The organism is Thalassospira sp. CH_XMU1448-2, from assembly GCF_037027285.1.
Classification (GTDB): Bacteria; Pseudomonadota; Alphaproteobacteria; order Rhodospirillales; family Thalassospiraceae; genus Thalassospira; species Thalassospira profundimaris_C.
In genome coordinates this window covers 203,032-223,541 of the sequence record NZ_JAYMEA010000004.1, presented here as the reverse complement: position 1 = coordinate 223,541, position 20,510 = coordinate 203,032, and the positions used below count along the sequence as shown (strand labels likewise).

Sequence of the window (20,510 nt, the reverse complement as noted above, 5' to 3'; positions counted from 1 at the left end):
CGGGGCTTTTTGTTTGTCGATAACAGGCATGACTAGCCGGGTTCGGCCCCGGTGATCAGATTTCGAAACACGCCGGGCACAAAGGTCGAAAGCGGATTGACCGTGACGTCCGGTTCGCCCAGATCACCCTCAATCGTGTAGGTCGGGGCAAAGATACCGCCACCTTCCTCACCAACCAGAAGATCACCAAGGATCGGGATCACCCCAAGTGCCGAGTTGATCGCATAGATCGGCACAATAGACCCGGCAAGACGGATTTCCGATTTTGCCAGATCAATTGATCCGTTTGCGGTTACGCCAACTGCCGTTCCATTTGCGGCGACCTTGGCCAAGGTCAAAACGTCATTCACATAGGTGAAGTCACCATTAAGTTCGGCAAAGGCGATACCATTGCCTTGCAGCACGTCGTTCAGGCCCGATAGCGATGCTGCGCCAAGAACACGGGCGGCAATCGGGGCATTAACAACCCGGAATTCGGTGATATTGACCTTTCCGGCAAAGGGTTGTGCAACGTCGCTTTCATCGACCGTGCCTTCGATCGACATGTTGCCGCCCAGAAGGTTGTCATACATATCAAGCGCGCGCAGGAACTTGCCTGCATCTTCGGCGGTCAGCATGACTTTGCGGGTCGCGAAATCTTCGCGGCTGACCTGTGCGAAAACGGTCGCGCGATCCGCCAGCGACCCGTTTAACACCAGACGATCCCATTCCTGCCCGACTACATGGATCGATCCTTTGACGTCACTGAACAGCTCGCCATTGGCCATAACCAACTGTTCGATATTCAGGAAGATTGCAGTTGAACCGCCCTCGCGGCTGGCGCGCTGACCGATACCGCCACTATTGGGGGCCGCACTTTCCCCGGATTTGGGACTGTCGGTCTCATCATTGACAATCCAGGGCGTTGCAATCAGCTGACGTGCAGAAATTTCGATTTCGCGGCTGTCATTCGCCTGATTGAATGTGACTTTGCCGTCATTAAGAAGCGGGTCGGCCCCCTTAAGCAAGAAACTGTCCCCTGTCAGGGTGACAATAACATTGCGCAGATCAGCCTTGTCGTCCCCTGTCACTACAGCAGGTTCGGATGATGTGTCCTTTTCAACGAAGGGACGCAGATCAAACTGCGCGCCACGAAGATCAACCGTCAGCTTGTCATCATTGGCAAGGCGGATAGAGCCTTCGAGCCCGGTATTTTCGCGAAAACGTGTATCTTCGATCTCGAACGCCCATTGATCGGCAATCGGGTTATCGCCGCGCCAGTTTCCGCGCCCGGAAGCCTCAAGTGCCGGCGCCGTGATCGCAAAGGATTTCAGTTGCCCGCCCCCCTCATAGAGGACTGCAGCATCGAACTTTGCGTTTGCCTCTGCCCCGGCCTGTTTGACATAGGCGAGTTCCTCAAGCGGGAGCGAAATCGCGACACCCTTAAGGCCGACATCGCCTTTAAGCTCTACCTGGTCGGGCAAGACCCTGATATCAAGTTTGCCCTTGCCCATTCCGGAAAGATATGGCGACACATCAAGTTCGACATCGGGCAGAACGGCCAGGTCAAGGTCACCCGAAAGGGTGTAATGGCTTCTGACCCTGGCCGCGGTATCGAAACTTTCGACCCAGTTGATTGCCGTCTTGCCCTTACCAACGGATGCCGTACCGTTCAGTTCAAGCCCCTTGGTGTTGACCTGCAATTCGAAGCTGCCGTTTTTGACATCCAGCTCGCGGAATGCATTGGTGATACTGGCCTTCTCGATCCGCGATGCTGCGGCGACCTCGACATCATCGAAAGTCACAGCGCGAAGCAACGGGAAATGCAAACGAACACGGGTTGCCTGTTCCCCTTCAATCTGCGCGGGATCAATACCAAGACGGGTGGCAAATCCAAGCGGCTGTGCCTCGATCAGTTCAAGTGCCTTGCGCGCACTACCATTGGCAACAACCTCGATATCAGCCGAGGGAACCGGTTCATCAAGCTTGGTAAACAGGATACTGGCATCGGTCACGGTCAGGCCATCCGCCTGTCCGCGATTAGCATAAATCCTGAAGCTGGTTTCATCGAATTCGGCATGGCCGGCTGCGTCAAGCACCTCGGGCATGTCACCAAGATAATGCACTGTCACACCCGACATGGTCATTTGACCACCCAACGCGTCAAGAACCACCTCGCCTGCTTCATCCTGATGAAGTTCGGTATGCATGGTTGCCTGATGGACGATGCCTTCGGACAGGTTCGTGACAACCCATGTACGCGCATCGATGCCGACATTTTCCGGCCACAGACGATCAAGATCATTGGTAGCAACATCGGTCGCCCGCGCGTCAAGACTGACCCGCCATTGCCCGAACGGATCAAGAACCACCCCGGTAACAGCCGCGGTTGCGTCGCCGACATTCAGGGTCACGTCATCAACACTGAAGCGGCCCGGCACAAAGCTTGTCACAATGCGCCCGTCGGTCACGCGATAGGTTGCGCGCATCTCGTCCGGGAAGGAAATCACACCGCTCCCGACCACAAGATCGGTTGCCGCAGAGACCAGTGTGCCATCGACATCGTATCTGGCCTTGATCGCACCCGACACCGGCACATAGGCATCGCGCAGTGGCTCAAAGATATCGGAGATACTGACCAGATCTGAAAGTTCGACCTCGCCCAATCGCGCTTCAAGATCGATTTCACCTGTCCTGGTGCTATAATCGCCGGTGATATTGACGCGCGTTGACAGGGCACCTGCACTGACCTGCAAGGATGCCTCGGCACCAATGCCAAGCGGCTTGCGCGACAACAGAATATCAGCCTGTGGTGCGGCCCAGACAACGCCAAGCTGTTCGTCGCGCACCTGCAAGTCGGCATTCACGATGCCAAAGCTTTCAAAATAGGCTGCCGCCGGAAAGTCCGTCCGTTCGCCCGACAGGATTGAGACAACATCGCGCAGCATTTCGCTACCGGATCGTTCGATCGGCTCGCCCGCCTGTTCTGGCCCAGTCTTTCCGTCAGACCGCGCTGTTGCTACCGGGGTATTTTGCTCAATTGGCGCAGATGGCTGGGCATTCTGACCAGCTGGCAGATCAATGATTACGGATGCACCGCGCCCGGACTCATAGATTTGGTCAGGCGGATTACCTGAGTTGTCATCTGATACGGCCTCGCCGGACGCAACATTGTCTGTCACATAACCGATATCGATCTGACCATCGGCGCGACGTTCAAGGCGAATACGTGCCCCGATCAGGTTCATTTCGCGCAGGGCAAGGACACCTTCAAACAAGGCCTTGCTGGAAAACACCACGTCGGCTTCGGGGATGTGCAGCAATTCACGGTCATCACCACCGATGATGACAACATCGCGAAGCCCGACATCAAACTTTTCCGCCCAACCGCGCCAGCGCAGAACAACATCACCAACCGCAAGCCGGTTGTCTCCCATCGACTTGTTCAAATGATCAACGATATAGGGAGTGATGCGGTGCAGGGACACAGGTTCCTGTGACAGTCGCCAGATGGTGACTGCTGCAAATACGCCAACAAACAGGACGACCGCCGATAAGGTCAGCGCCAGCCATCCAGCGAAGGTTTTAACAAGGCGCACTCTTATTTATCCTGTCTTCCCGATAACATATGCAGCAATAGCAACAATCAGCGCAGTCTGGTATTCATATCGACCATATGAACAGCACATACTTGGTCAAAAGTACCAGGCTCTTACCGATCTAATCTCTTTTTGTCCGATCACAGAAAAGCTAAATATAGATCGTCACCCTTTTGAGCGGGGCTTCGAAGTTCTTGCCGGAAGTATGCGATCACGCACAGTTCTGTGCATAGCCCGTTTCGTTACCGTTTCGCAATACAAGGAACGCAAAAAGTGTCTCTTTCCTGGATTTCACAGGACCTGCCCCAACCCTTTGATGCCGAACGTGTTCGCAATGCGTTTGAACGCTGGAACATATTAGGAGAACGTCCGGCATTCGAAAATCTTGCATCAAAAATTGGCGACATTGCGTCCGATCCCCAAAGCAGGACCGTTCTCGCGGCACTTTTTGGCAACAGCCCCTATCTGACCAATCTGTGTTTGCGCGATCCCGATATTGTCTGTGATGTCTTTGATAACGGGCTTGATCATGCCTTTGGTGTGGCACTTGATCCGGTCAGGGTCAGTGCAGAAGCGCGCAATATCGATCAGGCAACAACCATGACCATCGTGCGCAAGGCCAAACGCCGTGCAGCACTGGTCATTGCGATTGCCGATATCTGCAAGGCATGGCCACTGGCCAAGATTACCGCTGCGATCAGTGAAACCGCCGAATGCACCCTTGATTTCACCATGGCCCATTGCCTGTCAGCCATGGCGCGTCAGCGCAAATACGACCTGCCCAACCCGGAAAATCCGCTGGACGGATCGGGTATCTTTGCGATTGGCATGGGAAAGCTTGGTGCTTGCGAGCTGAACTACTCGTCCGATATCGATCTGATCTTCCTGTATGATCAGGATGTTGTGACCTATCTTGATCCGGATCGCCTGCAACAGGATCTTGTCCGGATGGTCCGTGACATCACGCGCGTCATGGAAGAACGCACAGGCGATGGCTATGTCTTTCGAACCGACTTGCGTTTGCGCCCCGACCCTGCCTCAACCCCGCCGATCCTGTCGATGATTGCAGCGGAAACCTATTATGAGACGGTCGGGCAGAACTGGGAACGTGCGGCCATGATCAAGGCCCGGATCGTCGGAGGCGATCGCCCGGCCGGCAATGCATTTCTGGAAATTCTGCGTCCGTTTGTTTGGCGCAAGCATCTTGATTTTCTGGCCATTCAGGACATTCATTCGATCAAGCGCCAGATCAATGCCCATAAGGGCGGCAGCAAGATCAATGTGCCGGGCCATAACATCAAACTCGGTCGTGGCGGCATCCGCGAAATCGAATTCTTTGCCCAGACCCAGCAATTGATCTGGGGCGGACGTGAAGTTGCCCTGCGTGGCAAGGCAACCTGCGACACCTTGCATACGCTGACCAAATTCGGGCAGGTTTCAGAAAAAGTCCGCGACGAAATGCTTGCCGCCTATGCGTTTCTGCGCACGGTCGAGCATCGTCTGCAAATGATCAATGATCAGCAGACCCAGACATTGCCGGAAACCGACGAGGGATTGCACGCCCTTGCCACCTTCCTTGGCTATGCAACCCTTGATGATTTCAGGGCCGATTTGCTGCTTCATCTGCGCAATGTCGAAAACAATTATGCCGAACTGTTTGAAGACGACACACCGCTAACCGGTGACAGCAAGACGGGCAACCTTGTCTTTACCGGCACCGAAGATGATCCCGATACCCTTTCGAACCTGCGCGAGATGGGGTTTGAGAATGCCGAAAATGTATCGGTGACAGTACGCGGATGGCATCACGGGCGGTATCGTGCGACCCGGTCACGCCGTGCGCGTGAAATCCTGACCGAACTGATGCCGACATTGCTTGGTGCACTTTCCAAAACCACCAACCCCGATATGGCATTCCGTGCCTTCGACGAATTCCTCAAAGGCCTGCCTGCCGGAGTTCAGTTGTTCTCGCTGTTTACAGCCCATCCCGAATTGCTGGAATTGCTGGCACAGATTGCCGGAACGGCACCACGCATGGCGAAATATATCGGACGCAACGCATCGGTTCTTGATTTCGTTCTGATGTCAGGCTTCCACGAACAGCTTCCCGATGCCGAAACCATGCTTGCCGATCTTGACGCCCGCCTGTCGCGCGAAGACATGGTCGAAGACTGGCTCGATGCCGCACGGCGCTGGGCCAATGATCAGAAATTCCAGATCGATGTTCAGACCATCCAGAATCGCCAGACCCCGCATGAAGCAGGCCGGGCCCTTGCCGATGTGGCCGATGTGGCGATCCGCGCCCTGTTCCCGCGCATTGCCGATGATTTTGCCGCCAAGCATGGCACGTTCACAGATGGTGGACTGGCCGTGTTTGCCCTTGGCAAACACGGCGGTCAGGAACTGTCGCCGGGGTCGGACCTTGATATGGTCTTTATCTATGATGTTCCCGAAGAGGCCGAAGAGTCAGATGGCGAAAGGCCACTTTCGCCCGGTCATTATTTCATCCGGCTCAGCCAGCGCTATATCAACGCCCTTTCCGCCCCGACGGCCGAGGGGGTTCTGTTTGAAACAGACCTGCGCCTGCGGCCAAGCGGATCTAAAGGCCCGCTTGCAACCCATTTCAAAAGTTTCGAGGCCTATCAGAATAATGAAGCCTGGACCTGGGAGCATATGGCACTGACCCGTCTGCGCGCGGTCTATGGTCCGCAATCGCTGTGCGACAAGGTTCTTGCGACAACCAATGCCGTCCTGCGCAAACCACGCGACCCCGACCAACTGGTCCGCGAAGTATTTGACATGCGAAACCGCATGGATGCCGGCAAGGGTGACAATCACCCCTGGGCCATCAAGATGCGCCGTGGCGGACTGGTCGATCTGGAATTCATTGCGCAATATTTGCAGCTGCGTCACGCGCATGAACATCCCGAAATCCTGTCACCGACCACGCGTGAAGTATTCAAACGCCTTGGCACTGCGGGCATTCTTGATGCAGAGGAGGCAGAATTTCTTGCCAATGCCGGGGCGTTCTGGCTGGCCCTTCAGGCGATGTTGCGCCTGACGACCGAGGGACCGTTTGATCCCGAACGGGCAAGCACGGATTTGCAGCAGATGTTGGCCCGGGCCGGAAAATGTGACGATTTCGCCAGCCTGAAGGAAAAGATCGAAGCCACCGCCACCCGGATCAAGGCAATCTATGACCGCATCATTGCCGAACCGGCTGAAAAGGTCGCCCCGCCAGCCGAAGCATAAAACCCGAACGGACAAGACAGCGAATAAGTGTTCGTGCCAATGATCCACGCGGCCTTGCCATCCTTATAAAGGATTGTATTTTCAGCGCGGATACGGATCGCACGACAAACCGAACAGATAAAGGATGGAACATGACCCTCAATGTAGGTGACAAGGCCCCTGATTTCGAACTGCCGACCGATGGTGACAACAGTGTCAAATTGTCTGATCTGGCAGGAAAACCGGTGGTGATCTATTTCTATCCCAAGGACATGACCCCGGGCTGCACCACGGAATCCTGCGAGTTTCGTGACGCCGAACCTGATTTCAGCGCCGTCAACGCCCAGATCATCGGCATTTCCAAAGACAGCGTCAGTCGCCACGACAAATTCAAGGCCAAGCACGACCTGAACTTCATTCTGGCATCCGACGAGAACGGCACTGTCTGCGAGGATTTCGGTGTCTGGCTGGAAAAAAGCATGTATGGCAAGAAATTCATGGGGATCGAACGATCGACCTTTGTCATTGATGGCGATGGCGTAATCCGCAATGCATGGCGCAAGGTCAAGGTCAAAGGCCATGTCGCCGAAGTTCTTGAAGCAGTACGCGCGCTTTGAGTGCCGCAGAAAACTGATTTTTCAGAACATATGTCAGGCCCGGCAAGTATTTGCCGGGCCTTTGTTTTTTGGCATTTTCTGACTTCAAAATTTCATACCGATGCGCATTGAACAACGCATTGAATTTGTTGCCTTGGGTTACATGTCAGGATAACAATTTACATATGGGAGTATGGGTGAAGAGGCTTTTCACCTGTTAAGACAAAACAAACCGGCACGCCGGCAAAGCAGGTATTGCAATGAACAAGAATGTTGTTGATCTCGACGATCAGATGCTTGCGGACTTTCGCGATGAAGCAAATGACATCATCAATTCGATTGATGTCCATCTGCAAAATGCCCGAGGCAAAAGCGACCCCGCCCATCTGACCGCCATCCAGCGCGAAGTTTTCAATCTGCGTTACAAAGGCAAGTCGGTTGCAGCGCCGCTGATCAATCTGACCAGCCATCGTCTGGCAGATTACGTCACCACCTGCAAGGAACTGAACGAAGGTTCCATTGATGATATTCAGGCCTTTGTCGACAAAATCCAGACCCTGCTTGAAGGCGACATGACGGCAGGTGGTACGGATACCGCCGAATTCGTGCGTGAATTGCCTTCAAAGCGTGCACCTGACATCGATCCCAACTGGTTGAAACAGGCTAATGTCGAAGCATTGCTGGTCATTCCGCAACGCTCCATGGCAACGATCCTTGAACGTGAACTGGCGGCTTGCGGATACCGCAGCTCGGTTACGCAAACGTCTTTCGAAGCGATTGAACTTGCCGTTCGCACCCGTCCGGATTTCATCATTGTTGCCAAAACCATTGATGAGCTCAGCGGTGTTGATCTGGCCAATGCATTGCAAGCGATGCCCAAAACGCGTGCCATTCCGACCGCTGTTCTGACATCGGATGCCCCCAACCACCCGTCTCTTCAGGATTTGCCATGCCGCACGGCAATCATCCGCAAGGGCAATGCGTTTGGCGAAGATCTGGCCGAGGCACTGGCGCGATTTAACATCACCTGATGATGCGTCCGGAACACCGAACGTTTCCGGGCATATTCAAATCCCAAAGGGCGATCAGGCATGTTATGGCGGATCGCCCTTTTCCTTGCCCATTGACCGGGGGCCCGGCAAATGGCAGACACAGGCACCAGACATCTTCACAACCACCCGGACAATCATGACCAAGCTCACCCTCGCCGAAGCCGCCAAACGGGCGCTTTTGACCGAAGACGCCACCGAGAAAGCCGATATCACGGCCGAACTCGCCGCAATGTGGCGCAATGGCGAGATTACCGAAGTCGGATCAACCGATCTGCCCGATCGTCCCGGACGTCCGGCAAAGCCGGAATTGCTGGCCCCCAACAAGATGCCCAAGCGCAAAAAGGGCAGCGTTCAGGGCCGCATCGGGCTTTTGCATGCGTTGGCCCATATCGAGCTTAATGCAATTGATCTGGCGTGGGATTTGTGTGTGCGCTTCCCCGAAGCAGACATGCCGCGCGATTTCCATGATGCCTGGGTTCAGGTTGCCGATGACGAGGCGCGCCATTTCAAGATGATCAACAAGCGTCTTGGTGAAATGGGTGCGACCTATGGTGATCTGCCTGCCCATGACGGCCTTTGGCAGACGTCAATGGATACGGCCTATGACATCCTGCCGCGCCTTGCCGTCGTACCGATGGTGTTTGAGGCCCGCGGCCTTGATGCCACGCCGCCGACCATCGAACGACTTCTGGCCCATGGCGATACGGAAAGTGCGCGCATCCTTAAAATCATTGCACATGATGAAATCGCCCATGTGGCAGCGGGCCGCAAATATTATGAATATGTGTGCGATCAGCGGGACCTGCCCTATTACACCACCTGGCATGACATGCTGCGCAAACATTTCCGCGGGCCGCTAAAACCGCCCTTCAATGACGAAGCCCGGTATGAAGCCGGAATGCCGCCTGATTACTATCAGGATTATGTTCTGGAACTTCCCGGAGAAGCCGACGACCTCTGAGTCGTTCAGGCTTGGTACGCTGATTCAGATTTAGCGAATTTGACCCACCGCAATGCGTGCATAAGAAAACAGGTTTATTCCTTTTGCGAGAATGAGACAGCCGCGACAAGGCGGCTATTTTTGCATTCCGTCAGGAGGCACGATCATGCCACGCACTATGAAGGCCGCCGTCGTTCGCGAGTTTGGCAAACCGCTTTCCATCGAAGAAGTCACTGTTCCCGAAGTTTCACCGGGCAAGATACTTGTAAAGATCGAGGCATCCGGTGTCTGCCACACCGATCTTCATGCCGCCGAGGGGGACTGGCCGGTCAAACCAAACCCGCCTTTCATTCCGGGCCATGAAGGTGTCGGCATTGTTGCCAAGGTTGGCGAAGGTGTCACATCCGTCAAGGAAGGCGACCGGGTTGGCGTGCCCTGGCTGCATTCGGCCTGCGGGCATTGTCATCACTGCATTACCGGCTGGGAAACGCTTTGCGGTGAACAGCTCAACACCGGCTACTCCGTTAATGGCGGCTTTGCCGAATATGTTCTGGCTGACCCGAACTATATCGGGCATCTGCCAAACGCCCTTGAATTTGGCAATGCAGCCCCTGTGCTCTGTGCCGGGGTAACGGTCTATAAGGGGCTTAAGGAAACCGAATGCAAGCCGGGCGAAACGGTTGTGATTTCGGGCATTGGTGGTCTGGGCCATATGGCCGTGCAATATGCCAAGGCCATGGGCATGAAGGTGATTGCGGTCGATATCGCCGAGGACAAACTGAAACTTGCCCGTGATCTTGGCGCGGACTGGACACTGAACGCTGCCGAAACCGATGTCATATCCGAAGTGCAAAAGCAGATGGGCGGCGCCAATGGCGTGCTTGTCACGGCGGTATCGCGCGCGGCCTTCAAACAGGGCGTTGGCATGCTGGGCCGTGGCGGGACCATGGCGCTGGTCGGTTTGCCACCGGGAACGTTCGAGCTTGATATCTTTGATACGGTTCTGTCGCGCAAAACCATTCGCGGTTCCATCGTCGGCACCCGTGCCGATCTGCAAGAAGCCCTTGAATTCGCAGGCGATGGCAAGGTGCATTCACACTTCACCACCGAACCGATGGAAAACATCAATTCGATCTTTGATCGCATGCGCGACGGCAAGATCGATGGCCGCATCGTGATGTCGATCTGATTTTCGCTTTGCGTGATTTGCATATTGTTCCCTGTGTCCGAGGCCTGTTTCAAATGTGCCTTCAGACACAGGGAATTTTTTCTTGGCGCTAAAGATCATCTGTGCTGTGAGGATCTTCGGCGTAATAGCGCACTGGCACCTCATTCCCGACAATGGTGTGAACCCGGTCGATCCAGCGCCTAATCGCTGCGTACGGTGCCATATCAATATCTGCCTCGTGGGCCAGGTGGACATATGCATAAACGGCGATATCAGCGATGGTATAGCGATCACCAACAAGGAAGCTTTTATCAGTGAGGTACCGATCCAGATTTCCCAGAACCCCGATGGCGCCAAGCCGTCGCTTTTCAAGTTGATGCTGATTGCGCGCGTTCTTTCCGGTCAAGTTCCAGTAGCGCAGGGTTGCGATTGTTGATTGCACGTAATCGGCTTCGAAAAATAGCCACTGGTGGACCTTGGCACGTTCATAGCGATCATCTGGAAAATAGGCACTGCCCTCGGCCAGATAAATCATGATCGCGTTGGATTCAGCAATACAGCGCCCGTCCTCAAGTTCCAGCACCGGCACAGCGCCCGCCGGGTTGCGTTCAATGAACGCATCGGTGTGGCTTTGCCCTTCAAAAATAGACAGCCATTCCGCATCATATGCAATTGACAAATGCGCGCATAGTTGCCGAACTTTCCAGGCATTTTGCGATCCGGGATAATCATAGAGCTTCATGGTACTTGCTTTCAAAAAGGCAACGAAATGGCGTTCTGACCAAGACGCTGGTCAGTTGGCAGTCTCCGGTTTTGCGTGAATTTTCGTTAGGGCAGCCCACGCGCGCAGGGCTTATGGGCCGTAGCTAAGAGGATCAGAAGGTGCTTGCGGCAATGGCGGCTTCGTGATCAAGCAACCATTTCTTGCGCGCCAGCCCACCGGCATAGCCGGTCAATGTTCCGTTTGATCCGATCACCCGGTGGCATGGCACAATGATCGAAACCGGGTTCAGTGCATTGGCGCGTGCAACCGCGCGAACGGCATTTGGCTTTCCAAGCTGAACCGCCAGTCCGGAATAGGACACGCTTTTGCCATTGGGAATGGTAATCAGGGCATCCCAGACAGATTTCTGAAAATCGGTCCCGATCATGGTAAGAGCATCTATCGGCGGTTTGATCGCCGCGCCCTCGAAATAGGCATCAAGCCAGTCAATCACCGATCCGGGCGCAGAGCCACCTTCCATCCAGTCGAGCTTTTTAAAACGCCGCGTCTGAATGGTTTTCAGACGATCATCGTTATCTTCAAAATCAAGATGCACAAGCTTGCCTTCGACCGAGGCAAGCGACAGTTTGCCAATCGGGCTTGGATAACGGATCACATTGATCGTGGTTGTCATCATCCTTCTCCTTCCAATGCAGACCAAAGATATTGCGCGGCATAGGCCCGCCAGGGTCGCCAGCTTTCCGACAGGGCATCAAGTGCCTTGGCCTTGTCCGGGCCGCCGCCCATGCTTGATGCCTTGAGGATGCCAAGATCGGCCGCCGGAAAGGCATCCGGGTCGCCAAGTCCACGCAGGCCGAAATAGTTCAATGTCCATGGACCTATTCCCTTGATCGCGGTCAGATCGGCAATCAGGGTTTCACCCGCCTTCTGATCGCAACCGGGATCGGCAAAAAGATCAGTCACATCGGCCAGTGTCTGCGCACGGCGGGTTGTAAGCCCGATGGATATCAGTTCCTGATTGGCAAGCTGTGCCGGGGCGGGAAACAGATGCGTGACACCGGTTCGGGTAACCAGGTCATCGGGCAGTGCCCTGCCAAAGCGGGCGACAATACGCCCTGCCAGTGTTCTGGCCGCAGCAACCGATACCTGCTGTCCCAAAACGGCGCGCATGGCCAGTTCAAACCGGTCCCAACACCCCGGCACACGAAGGCCCGGGCGTTTTTCAATCAGTGGCGCAAGCAACGCATCATCGGAAAACTGTGCCGTGATGGACGGAACATCTGCATCAAGATCAAACAGGCGCCGGACACGCGCACCAATTTCAAGCACGGCTTCACGCGCCGGGCCGCGCAGGATCACCTCCACCCCGCTTTGATCCGGGCTGAAATGGCAGATCATCAAACCGACCTGATCGCCCATGGCAAATCCGCGCGCATAGATGCGATCACGGACTGCTTCCAGCCCCGGAATGGCGCGCGCCCGGAAAAAGGCCAGAAGATATTCCGCATCAAACGGCTGTCTGGCACGCAGACGCAACACAAGATCATCATTGCGCGGGGCAAATGGATCGTCGTCCTTTGCCGGGCTCGACGTTCTGGGTTTTACGCCGCGCCGGAATGCCGTCGGTGCCTGACCATAGGCCTGCTTCATCGCATCGTTGAACCGCCGCAAGCTGCCGAAACCGGCAATATCAGCAATCTCGATCATCGAGAGGTTACTGTCCACAATCAGCTGGCGCGCCCGCAAAAGGCGTCTGGCCTTGGCGTGTTCCTGCGGGGTGACGCCGGTATGTTCCTTGAAGATACGGCGCAGATGCCGATCCCCGACACCAAGCCGCTCGGCCAGATCGGCAATCGATCCGGTTTCAAGCACGCCCTGATCAATCAGGCGTACGGCACGGGCCACGGTTGCATGAACACCGGCACTGGCAGGACTTCCGGGGGCAGCTTCGGGACGACAGCGCAGGCACGGCCGGAAGCCATGGGCAATTGCCGCCTCCGCACTGGGATAGAATTCCACATTGGCACGTTTTGGCGTGACTGCTGGGCAAATCGGGCGACAGAAAATCCCGGTGGTCAGAACGGCGGTATAAAACCGCCCGTCAAACCGACGGTCCCGGGTTTTGAGTGCCTGATAGCATATATCGTTATTGAGCTGTTCCATGCCTGGCAGTTTACCAGAACCGGCAATCAAAACTCGCCAGATTCGGACTCAAACGTAAAATCGTCTGATTGCCCTAGTTCAGGGGAATGTCGTTATCGGATTTACCATCCTGATATTGCGCCGACAGACGATCATATTCGTCGGATATCGCCTTGGCCCGGACAAGGTACCCTGCCCGCGTGTCTTCCGGCAGTTCGGCGACCATGCCCATCATCGAATGACTGTCCCAGAATGCGTTGGACTTGTTGTATTCGCCATCATCAAGTGTGAAGACCTCCTTCATGATTTTCAAATCATGGGGAATGGCAAAGGCATCGCGGGAATCTTCGTAGGAAAAGAAATAATAGAAATTATCAAACCCGGCCCAGGTAATTGCCGACAGGCACATCGAACAGGGTTCATGGGTTGAGAGGAATATCAGCTCCGAGGTTGCCGGGCGCTGATCAGCAGGAATTTCATAAAACCGCTTAAGACAATGGACTTCCCCATGCCAAAGCGGGTTCTCGGTTTCATTGTTGGTTTCGGCAATGACCAGCGAATGATCGGATTTTCGAAGGATCGCTGCCCCGAACAGCTTGTTGCCACCCGCAACACCTGCGCGCGTTTTGGGAAGAATGTCGTTTTCCAGAACGGAGAACAGCTTTTCCAAAAGGTTCGGGCTGGCGGTGGTCTCTGGCATGATGGCGGCCCCTGAAGTACTGATATTTGTTTGTACCATTTCACCGTGTCAGGGCCGCCATGCCAACCTGTTTTTCATCTCGCGGGTTGCAAAACAGTCTGCTGCACTGCTTTACAATCAGATACCGCGCAATATCCCGTCATTGTCGGGCATCTGGCGGTTTTCCGGCGCAACCGGAAGATAGAAGTCGCGATTTAAAAGGGTGGTCACCGCGATCAGTGTCGGGGATTTGGTATCGCGCACTTTGGTGATCAGGGCATGATCGACCGGTGCCATCTGACGGATTTTGACGACCTCGAAAACCGGGCCATTCGGAGTTGCGAGTTTGAACTGGTCACCGACTGCGACCGGACCAAGAGAGTTCTGGGCCATTTGGGACTACCTGACAAAAGATGTTTGCTCTGAGGCAAGCCTGCCAGTCTCCAGCCATTGTCTGGGGTTTGTTATTGCTTGGCAGGTCTCGCTTGGCCTCACCATGGCAAAGCTATCCGGCAATTGTGTGACAGAAATGGGACTTTTGGGGGCAAACCGCCTTTTTCCGGGGTTTTCGGAAGTTTATTTTACCCACCTGTTTGCACATTGAAGCAAAACACCCCGCCGAACAATCAGCGGGGTGTTCTAGATTTCAAGCAGTTATCGGCAACCGATCAATCAATGTCTTCGATCTCGCCAGCCGAACCGGTAACCTTTGCGGCCAATGCAGCTGCCATGAAGGCATCGAGATCGCCGTTCAGAACACCCTGGGTATCGGATGTTTCGGTCCCCGTACGCAGGTCCTTGATCATCTGATAGGGCTGCAGAACGTAGGAACGGATCTGATGCCCCCAACCGATGTCGGTTTTGCTGTCCTCAACCGCCTGTGCCTCGGCTTCGCGCTTTTTAAGCTCGGCCTCATAGAGGCGGGCTTTGAGCATCTTCATCGCCGTATCGCGGTTTTTATGCTGCGAACGGTCATTCTGACACTGGGCAACGATGCCGGTCGGAATATGGGTAATACGAACAGCGGAATCCGTCCGGTTAACGTGCTGACCACCGGCACCTGATGCACGGTAGGTATCGACACGAAGATCCTTATCAAGGATTTCAATCTCGATATTGTCATCAATGACCGGATAGACCCAGACCGACGAGAAGCTCGTATGGCGGCGCGCAGAACTGTCATAGGGCGAAATACGCACCAGACGATGCACACCCACTTCGTTCTTGAGCCAGCCATAGGCATTATGCCCGGTGATTTTGTAGGTAACCGACTTGATACCGGCTTCCTCGCCATCACTTTCTTCGAGCATCTCAAGCTTGTAACCCTTGGACTCTGCCCAACGGTAATACATGCGTGCCATCATCGATGCCCAGTCCTGTGCTTCGGTACCACCGGCACCGGCATGGATTTCAAGATAGGCATCGTTGGCGTCGGCTTCGCCCGAAAGCAGGCTTTCGAGTTCGCGCTGTGCGGCAATCTCGCGGATTGCGCGCAGGCCTTCTTCGGCCTCGGCAACCGTTTCTGCATCGCCCTCGGCTTCGCCAAGTTCGATCAGTTCAATGTTGTCTTCAAGCTCCTGGGCGAGCTTTTTATAACCATTGATGGCATCATCAAGCTGGGTACGTTCACGCATGACTTTCTGCGCATTGGCGGCGTTGTCCCAAAGGGTCGGGTCTTCGGCCAGTGCGTTCAGTTCGTCCAGGCGTCTAAGAGCGTTATCCCAGTCAAAGATGCCTCCTCAGCAGTACCATCGACTGCTTGATTTCATCGACCAATGCCTGTGCTTCGGCGCGCATTGATGTCTCCGTTATTCATCTGAAATTTGTGGCCGCAGTTTGACTGCGGCAAACTCGGCGCCGCTTATAGCAGTTTTTGCCGCAGTTGAAACCCCTGCAACCATGCAAAAACCCGGCAGCGGGTTGCTACCGGGTTTCGCATCAAAGATAAGGCAGGATAATTCAGGGGTCACTCAAATACCGGATCGAGTGTCACGGTATAAAGTTCATCGTCAGCGACGTCGCGCAACGAGACCCGGAACTGTTCGGTTTCGGCATCAATATCGACCAGACCAAAGAACTGCAAACCAAAGGATGGCGGCAGATTAACGCCCTGTTCCTTGGTCGGGTGTTTGGTGAATTTTACCTGCGGACCAAATGTGTTGTCCATCTCGCTGGGACCGAACGTTCCGGCGTGGAGAGGACCGGAAACAAATTCCCAGAACGGGTCGAAGTCCTGGAACTGTGCCTTGTTCGGGTCATAGTAATGGGCTGCGGTGTAATGCACGTCCGCAGTCAGCCAGACCGTATTGTTGATTTTGGCGTTCTTGATGAAACGCAACAGTTCAACGATTTCAAGCTCACGTCCGGCTGGCGCACCATCACCGTTGGCGAGGTTTTCAAACGTGCTTTTGTTTTTCCAGTCATCATAGACAATCATGCCAATCGGCATGTCAGCAGCAATGACTTTCCAGGTCGCCTTTGAATTCAAAAGCCCCCGTTTGAGCCATTCCATCTGCGCACGACCAAGGAAATCCGTGTTGTCCGTCGGTGACGGGCTGTTATTTGCATCGTTGGTGCCACGATAGGTCCGCATATCAAGGAAGAAGATTTCCAGAGACGGCCCGTATGACACCTTGCGATACACCCGCCCCGGCTCGGATGCATGTTCGGTAATCGGCAGCATTTCACGAAAGGCGCGATTGGCACGTGCAGCCAGCAAGGATGCAGATTTTTCGGTATAACGGTCATCGCCCAGCAACATCTCGCCCGGATACCAGTTGTTGGTCACTTCATGGTCATCCCACTGATAATACACAGGCACCAGACGGTTGAATTCGCGCACATGCTGATCAAGCATGTTGTATTTGTAATTGCCACGGAACTCATCCAGCGTCTCGGCAACCTTGGCGGTGTCTTCGGTGGTGATGTTTTTCCAGATTTGCCCGTCGGGCGTTTCCTTGGTCTCGGCAAACGGTCCATCGGCATAAATCGTATCGCCGGAATGAATGAAGAAATCAGGATTGTGTTTGGTGATGGTGGCATAGGTTTTCATGCCGCCGCGATCTTCGTCAATTCCCCAGCCCTGACCACCGGTATCGCCGGACCAGCCAAAGCGGATGTTGCGTTTCGCCGCAGGTGCCGTACGGAAATGGCCGATCACCGGTTCGGAAGACGCGCGACCATCATCAAGGTTCTCGAAATGGATCTTGTAGAAAATATCCTGACCGGCTGGAAGATCATTCAATGCGAGCTTGCCAGCAAAATCGCGCTGGGCCAGAACATCGACATGGGGAATACGGACCGAATTCCTGAAGCCTTCAGTGGTTGCGATTTCGGTTACCATGCGCGAAGCCCGATCTGCACGCCCCCAGATGCAGGCCGTGTTGGCAGTCACATCACCACTTTGAACACCATGCGTGATGACCGGACGGTCAGCCGCACGCGAGATTGACGGCATGAAGAAACCACCCATGGCCGTTGCGGCACCGGCAGTCGCACCTGTTGCAAGAAACTTTCGGCGGGAAAGACGAAATGACATCTCTGGAACCTCTTTAATGCATGAAATAAATCCCTGGAGATCATGTCAAATTCCGATGACAGACCAATGTCATCGCGTTGATTCTTTTGTCACTGTTTGATGACAGATCATCTTTCCAAATGGCCTGATCTGAAAACAGAAAGTTTCAGATGAAAGACCCCATGGTCAAAAAAAAGCCGGATGCTGATTACATCCGGCTTTTATCACATTTGGACTGCAATATTTGGATCATCGCAATCAAGTATATCGGGGTTGATCAGTAAATCCCGCCCGGTCCGGAAACAGCACCGCCATTTCCGCTGTCAGAGCCGCCAAACTCGTTATATCCACCATCAATAACATTGTCGTTTGATGCCGGAATGGTACCGGGTTTGAAGGCTTCCCAGATCACGTCCTTATCGCCCGGACGGGCCGGAATACCGGTGCGGGCCTCGACACGGACCATGCGAATGCCCGGTGGAGTACGGAACGGAATGGCTTTGGTTCCTGCAAGGGCACCACGCATGAATTCTTTCCAGATCGGAGCCGCAGCACTGGCACCCTGCTCCTTGTCGCCAAGCGATCTGTTATCATCAAAGCCGACATAAACCCCGACCGCCAGATCAGGCGAGAAACCGACAAACCATGCATCACGTGAATCATTGGTCGTTCCCGTCTTGCCTGCCAGCGGGTAGCCAAGCTCGGCAATGGTCCGGCCGGTACCGCGTGACACCACACCTTCCATAATATGAACCATCTGGAAGGCACTGGCCGGATCGGTCAGCTGTTCGCGGGTATCGGGAAGATCAGGCGGCATCTGATTGCGGAACGCCACATCCTGACATTGTGCGCAATCGCGCTCGTCCCGACGATAGATCACATTACCGCGACGATCCTGAATACGGTCAATCAGGGTCGGTGTGATTTTCTTGCCCCCATTGACCAGTTCGGCATAGGCCGCCGTCAGGCGCATGACGGTCGTTTCCGCAGCGCCAAGCGACATCGAAAGTACTTCTGGCAGCTCATCAACAATGCCAAAGCGCTCGGCATAATCGGCAACAATAGGCATTCCGATGGTCTGTGCCAGTCGCACCGTCATCAGGTTACGGGACTTCTCGATCCCGAGGCGCATGGTCGATGGGCCATAGAACTGACCGCTATAGTTGCCCGGCTTCCATTTCCCAAGCCCCGGTCCCTGATCAATCACGAAAGGCGCATCAAGCACCAGAGTTGAAGGGGTAAAGCCCTGATCAAGAGCGGCCAGATAGACAAATGGCTTGAATGCCGAGCCCGGTTGACGGCGGGCCTGGGTTGCGCGGTTGAATTTCGACAGATCGTGCGAAAAACCGCCAGACATCGCAAGAACACGGCCCGTATGCGGATCCATCGCCACCAGACCGCCATTCACATTGGGAATCTGGCGCAGGCCATAGGTGTTTGGTGGCAGTTTCTCGCCATCAAGTTCTGCGAAATGTTTGATATAGACAACGTCGCCCGGATTAAGCACATCCGACGGACGGTTCACCACCGCACCCAGTGTCTGGCCCTTTTGCCACGGACGCGCCCAGGTCAGGAAACGCAGCGGAATACGGCCCTGCTCGCCTGATTGCAATCCAAGGGTCGCTTCGTTGGCATCTGTTTTAAGTACAACAGCCAGATCCCATGGAATGTCACCGGGCTTTTCAACTTCGCGCAGTTTCTGCTGCCAGTTGCCATTCAGGTCAATCTGTGTGACCGGGCCGCGCCAGCCGTGGCGACGGTCATAGGCAACCAGACCTTCAAACAGCGCCTTGTCCGCAACCGTCTGCATGTTCGGATCAACGGTTGAACGTACCGAAAGACCGCCATCATAAAGCATGCCTTCGCCGTAACGGTCGACCAGCTGACGACGGACTTCCTCGGCAAAGAAATCGGCCTGATAGGTATCAACCGACTCACGCGATTTGCTAACCAGTGGTGCTGACCATGCGGCCTGTGCTTCGGCCTCGGTCACGTATTTTTCCTCGAGCATCCGGCCAATCACCCAGTTACGGCGCGCCTTTGCTTCGTCGTGATTACGGACCGGATGATAGTTCGACGGGGCCTTTGGCAAGGCCGCAAGATAGGCTGCCTCTTCGACGTTAAGTTCATCAAGCGACTTGTCGAAATAACGCAGCGATGCGGCAGCAACACCGTATGCGCCACTGCCGAGGTAAATCTCGTTCAGGTAAAGCTCAAGGATATGCTCCTTGGAGAATGCACGCTCGATACGGAAGGACAGGATCGCTTCCTTGATCTTGCGTTCATAGGAAACTTCGTTGGTCAGAAGGAAGTTCTTGGCGACCTGCTGGGTGATGGTCGATGCCCCGACCGGACGACGTCCGGTGCCAAGATTGACCACGTTGGTCACTGCAGCACGAAGAACCGACGCAAAATCAATCCCGGGATGGGAGAAAAAGTTTTTGTCCTCGGCCGCAACAAAGGCATCAATCACCTTGTGCGGGATGGCAGTGATCGGAACGAATACACGTTTCTCGCGGGCATATTCAGCAATCAGCGCGCCATCGGATGCATGAACACGCGTCATGACTTCGGGTTCGTAGTTTTCAAGCTGGGTATAGTCGGGCAAGTCCTGACCAAAATGCCAGAAGATGGCCAGAACACCGGCACCGCCTGCGATCCCCATCAAAAACAGAAAGCCGAAAATACTTAGTAAAATGCGCATGTAAGCAGGTCTTTTTCGATTTGTTGGCCTGATCCGACGAGGGCGCATATTCATGCACAATCACCGGAAATGCAATGTCCCAGCAGATTATCGACCTTGTCTGGTCCATCTACCGCAGTTATGCCGACTATAGCGGCAAAAAAGTGACAAGGTTGTGACGACACGCACGCCGCGTATCT

Annotated in this window: 14 protein-coding genes; 5 read left to right on the top strand and 9 right to left on the bottom strand. The window is 54.6% G+C overall.

Annotated elements, in window-relative coordinates:
* Positions 1-32 precede the first annotated feature (32 nt).
* Complete coding sequence (locus WA318_RS16095; RefSeq protein ID WP_336082739.1) at positions 33-3,578, bottom strand: YhdP family protein; 3,546 nt, start codon at positions 3,576-3,578, stop codon at positions 33-35.
* 273 nt (positions 3,579-3,851) lie between these two features.
* Between WA318_RS16095 and WA318_RS16090 the strand changes: the two genes are divergently transcribed.
* The 5 genes from WA318_RS16090 to adhP all read left to right on the top strand — a co-directional run bounded on the left by WA318_RS16090 (position 3,852) and on the right by adhP (position 10,586).
* The gene (locus WA318_RS16090; protein ID WP_336082737.1) at positions 3,852-6,830 is read left to right on the top strand and encodes a bifunctional [glutamine synthetase] adenylyltransferase/[glutamine synthetase]-adenylyl-L-tyrosine phosphorylase; all 2,979 of its coding nucleotides are present in this window, start codon (positions 3,852-3,854) and stop codon (positions 6,828-6,830) included.
* A 131-nt stretch (positions 6,831-6,961) separates the two neighbouring features.
* Positions 6,962-7,426: a thioredoxin-dependent thiol peroxidase gene (gene bcp / locus WA318_RS16085; protein WP_336082734.1), complete on the top strand. Its 465-nt coding sequence runs from the start codon at positions 6,962-6,964 to the stop codon at positions 7,424-7,426.
* Positions 7,427-7,665: 239 nt separating this feature from the next.
* On the top strand, positions 7,666-8,436 hold the full coding sequence (locus WA318_RS16080; protein WP_114098292.1) for a response regulator: 771 nt from the start codon (positions 7,666-7,668) through the stop codon (positions 8,434-8,436).
* Positions 8,437-8,593: 157 nt separating this feature from the next.
* On the top strand, positions 8,594-9,418 hold the full coding sequence (locus WA318_RS16075; RefSeq protein ID WP_336082732.1) for a ferritin-like domain-containing protein: 825 nt from the start codon (positions 8,594-8,596) through the stop codon (positions 9,416-9,418).
* 145 nt (positions 9,419-9,563) lie between these two features.
* Positions 9,564-10,586 (top strand): alcohol dehydrogenase AdhP, encoded by a 1,023-nt coding sequence (gene adhP, locus WA318_RS16070; RefSeq protein WP_336082729.1) that lies wholly within the window; start codon positions 9,564-9,566, stop codon positions 10,584-10,586.
* 88 nt (positions 10,587-10,674) lie between these two features.
* Here adhP and WA318_RS16065 read toward each other — a convergent pair whose 3' ends face one another.
* The 8 genes from WA318_RS16065 to WA318_RS16030 all read right to left on the bottom strand — a co-directional run bounded on the left by WA318_RS16065 (position 10,675) and on the right by WA318_RS16030 (position 20,331).
* Positions 10,675-11,307: a glutathione S-transferase family protein gene (locus tag WA318_RS16065; protein WP_114098295.1), complete on the bottom strand. Its 633-nt coding sequence runs from the start codon at positions 11,305-11,307 to the stop codon at positions 10,675-10,677.
* Between the two features lie 133 nt (positions 11,308-11,440).
* Positions 11,441-11,965, bottom strand: coding sequence for a methylated-DNA--[protein]-cysteine S-methyltransferase (locus WA318_RS16060; RefSeq protein ID WP_336082726.1), 525 nt, complete (start codon positions 11,963-11,965; stop codon positions 11,441-11,443).
* On the bottom strand, positions 11,962-13,452 hold the full coding sequence (locus WA318_RS16055) for a DNA-3-methyladenine glycosylase 2 family protein (protein ID WP_336082724.1): 1,491 nt from the start codon (positions 13,450-13,452) through the stop codon (positions 11,962-11,964). The genes WA318_RS16060 and WA318_RS16055 overlap by 4 nt, the downstream gene beginning before the upstream one ends.
* A 73-nt stretch (positions 13,453-13,525) precedes the next feature.
* Entirely contained in the window at positions 13,526-14,131 is a 606-nt protein-coding gene (locus tag WA318_RS16050) for a nucleoside deaminase (RefSeq protein ID WP_336082722.1), read from the bottom strand.
* Positions 14,132-14,248: 117 nt separating this feature from the next.
* Complete coding sequence (locus tag WA318_RS16045) at positions 14,249-14,503, bottom strand: hypothetical protein (RefSeq protein WP_114098297.1); 255 nt, start codon at positions 14,501-14,503, stop codon at positions 14,249-14,251.
* A gap of 275 nt (positions 14,504-14,778) precedes the next feature.
* A protein-coding gene (gene prfB, locus WA318_RS16040; RefSeq protein ID WP_114098299.1) for a peptide chain release factor 2 occupies positions 14,779-15,907 on the bottom strand; the annotation gives its coding sequence in 2 pieces (ribosomal slippage) (positions 14,779-15,837 and positions 15,839-15,907; 1,128 coding nt in all).
* 169 nt (positions 15,908-16,076) lie between these two features.
* A complete protein-coding gene (locus tag WA318_RS16035) occupies positions 16,077-17,648 on the bottom strand; it encodes an alkaline phosphatase D family protein (RefSeq protein WP_336082719.1) in 1,572 nt (523 codons plus the stop codon).
* Between the two features lie 256 nt (positions 17,649-17,904).
* Complete coding sequence (locus WA318_RS16030) at positions 17,905-20,331, bottom strand: penicillin-binding protein 1A (protein ID WP_336082716.1); 2,427 nt, start codon at positions 20,329-20,331, stop codon at positions 17,905-17,907.
* Positions 20,332-20,510: the final 179 nt, after the last annotated feature.

Excerpts from the sequence above, each read along its gene's own strand:
- WA318_RS16075 (WP_336082732.1), top strand. The coding sequence starts at position 8,594 with ATGACCAAGCTCACCCTCGCCGAAGCCGCCAAACGGGCGCTTTTGACC.
- WA318_RS16080 (WP_114098292.1), top strand. The coding sequence starts at position 7,666 with ATGAACAAGAATGTTGTTGATCTCGACGATCAGATGCTTGCGGACTTT.
- WA318_RS16050 (WP_336082722.1), bottom strand. The coding sequence starts at position 14,131 with ATGCCAGAGACCACCGCCAGCCCGAACCTTTTGGAAAAGCTGTTCTCC.
- WA318_RS16055 (WP_336082724.1), bottom strand. The coding sequence starts at position 13,452 with ATGGAACAGCTCAATAACGATATATGCTATCAGGCACTCAAAACCCGG.
- bcp (WP_336082734.1), top strand. The coding sequence starts at position 6,962 with ATGACCCTCAATGTAGGTGACAAGGCCCCTGATTTCGAACTGCCGACC.
- adhP (WP_336082729.1), top strand. The coding sequence starts at position 9,564 with ATGCCACGCACTATGAAGGCCGCCGTCGTTCGCGAGTTTGGCAAACCG.
- WA318_RS16030 (WP_336082716.1), bottom strand. The coding sequence starts at position 20,331 with ATGCGCATTTTACTAAGTATTTTCGGCTTTCTGTTTTTGATGGGGATC.
- WA318_RS16065 (WP_114098295.1), bottom strand. The coding sequence starts at position 11,307 with ATGAAGCTCTATGATTATCCCGGATCGCAAAATGCCTGGAAAGTTCGG.
- WA318_RS16045 (WP_114098297.1), bottom strand. The coding sequence starts at position 14,503 with ATGGCCCAGAACTCTCTTGGTCCGGTCGCAGTCGGTGACCAGTTCAAA.
- WA318_RS16060 (WP_336082726.1), bottom strand. The coding sequence starts at position 11,965 with ATGATGACAACCACGATCAATGTGATCCGTTATCCAAGCCCGATTGGC.
- WA318_RS16035 (WP_336082719.1), bottom strand. The coding sequence starts at position 17,648 with ATGTCATTTCGTCTTTCCCGCCGAAAGTTTCTTGCAACAGGTGCGACT.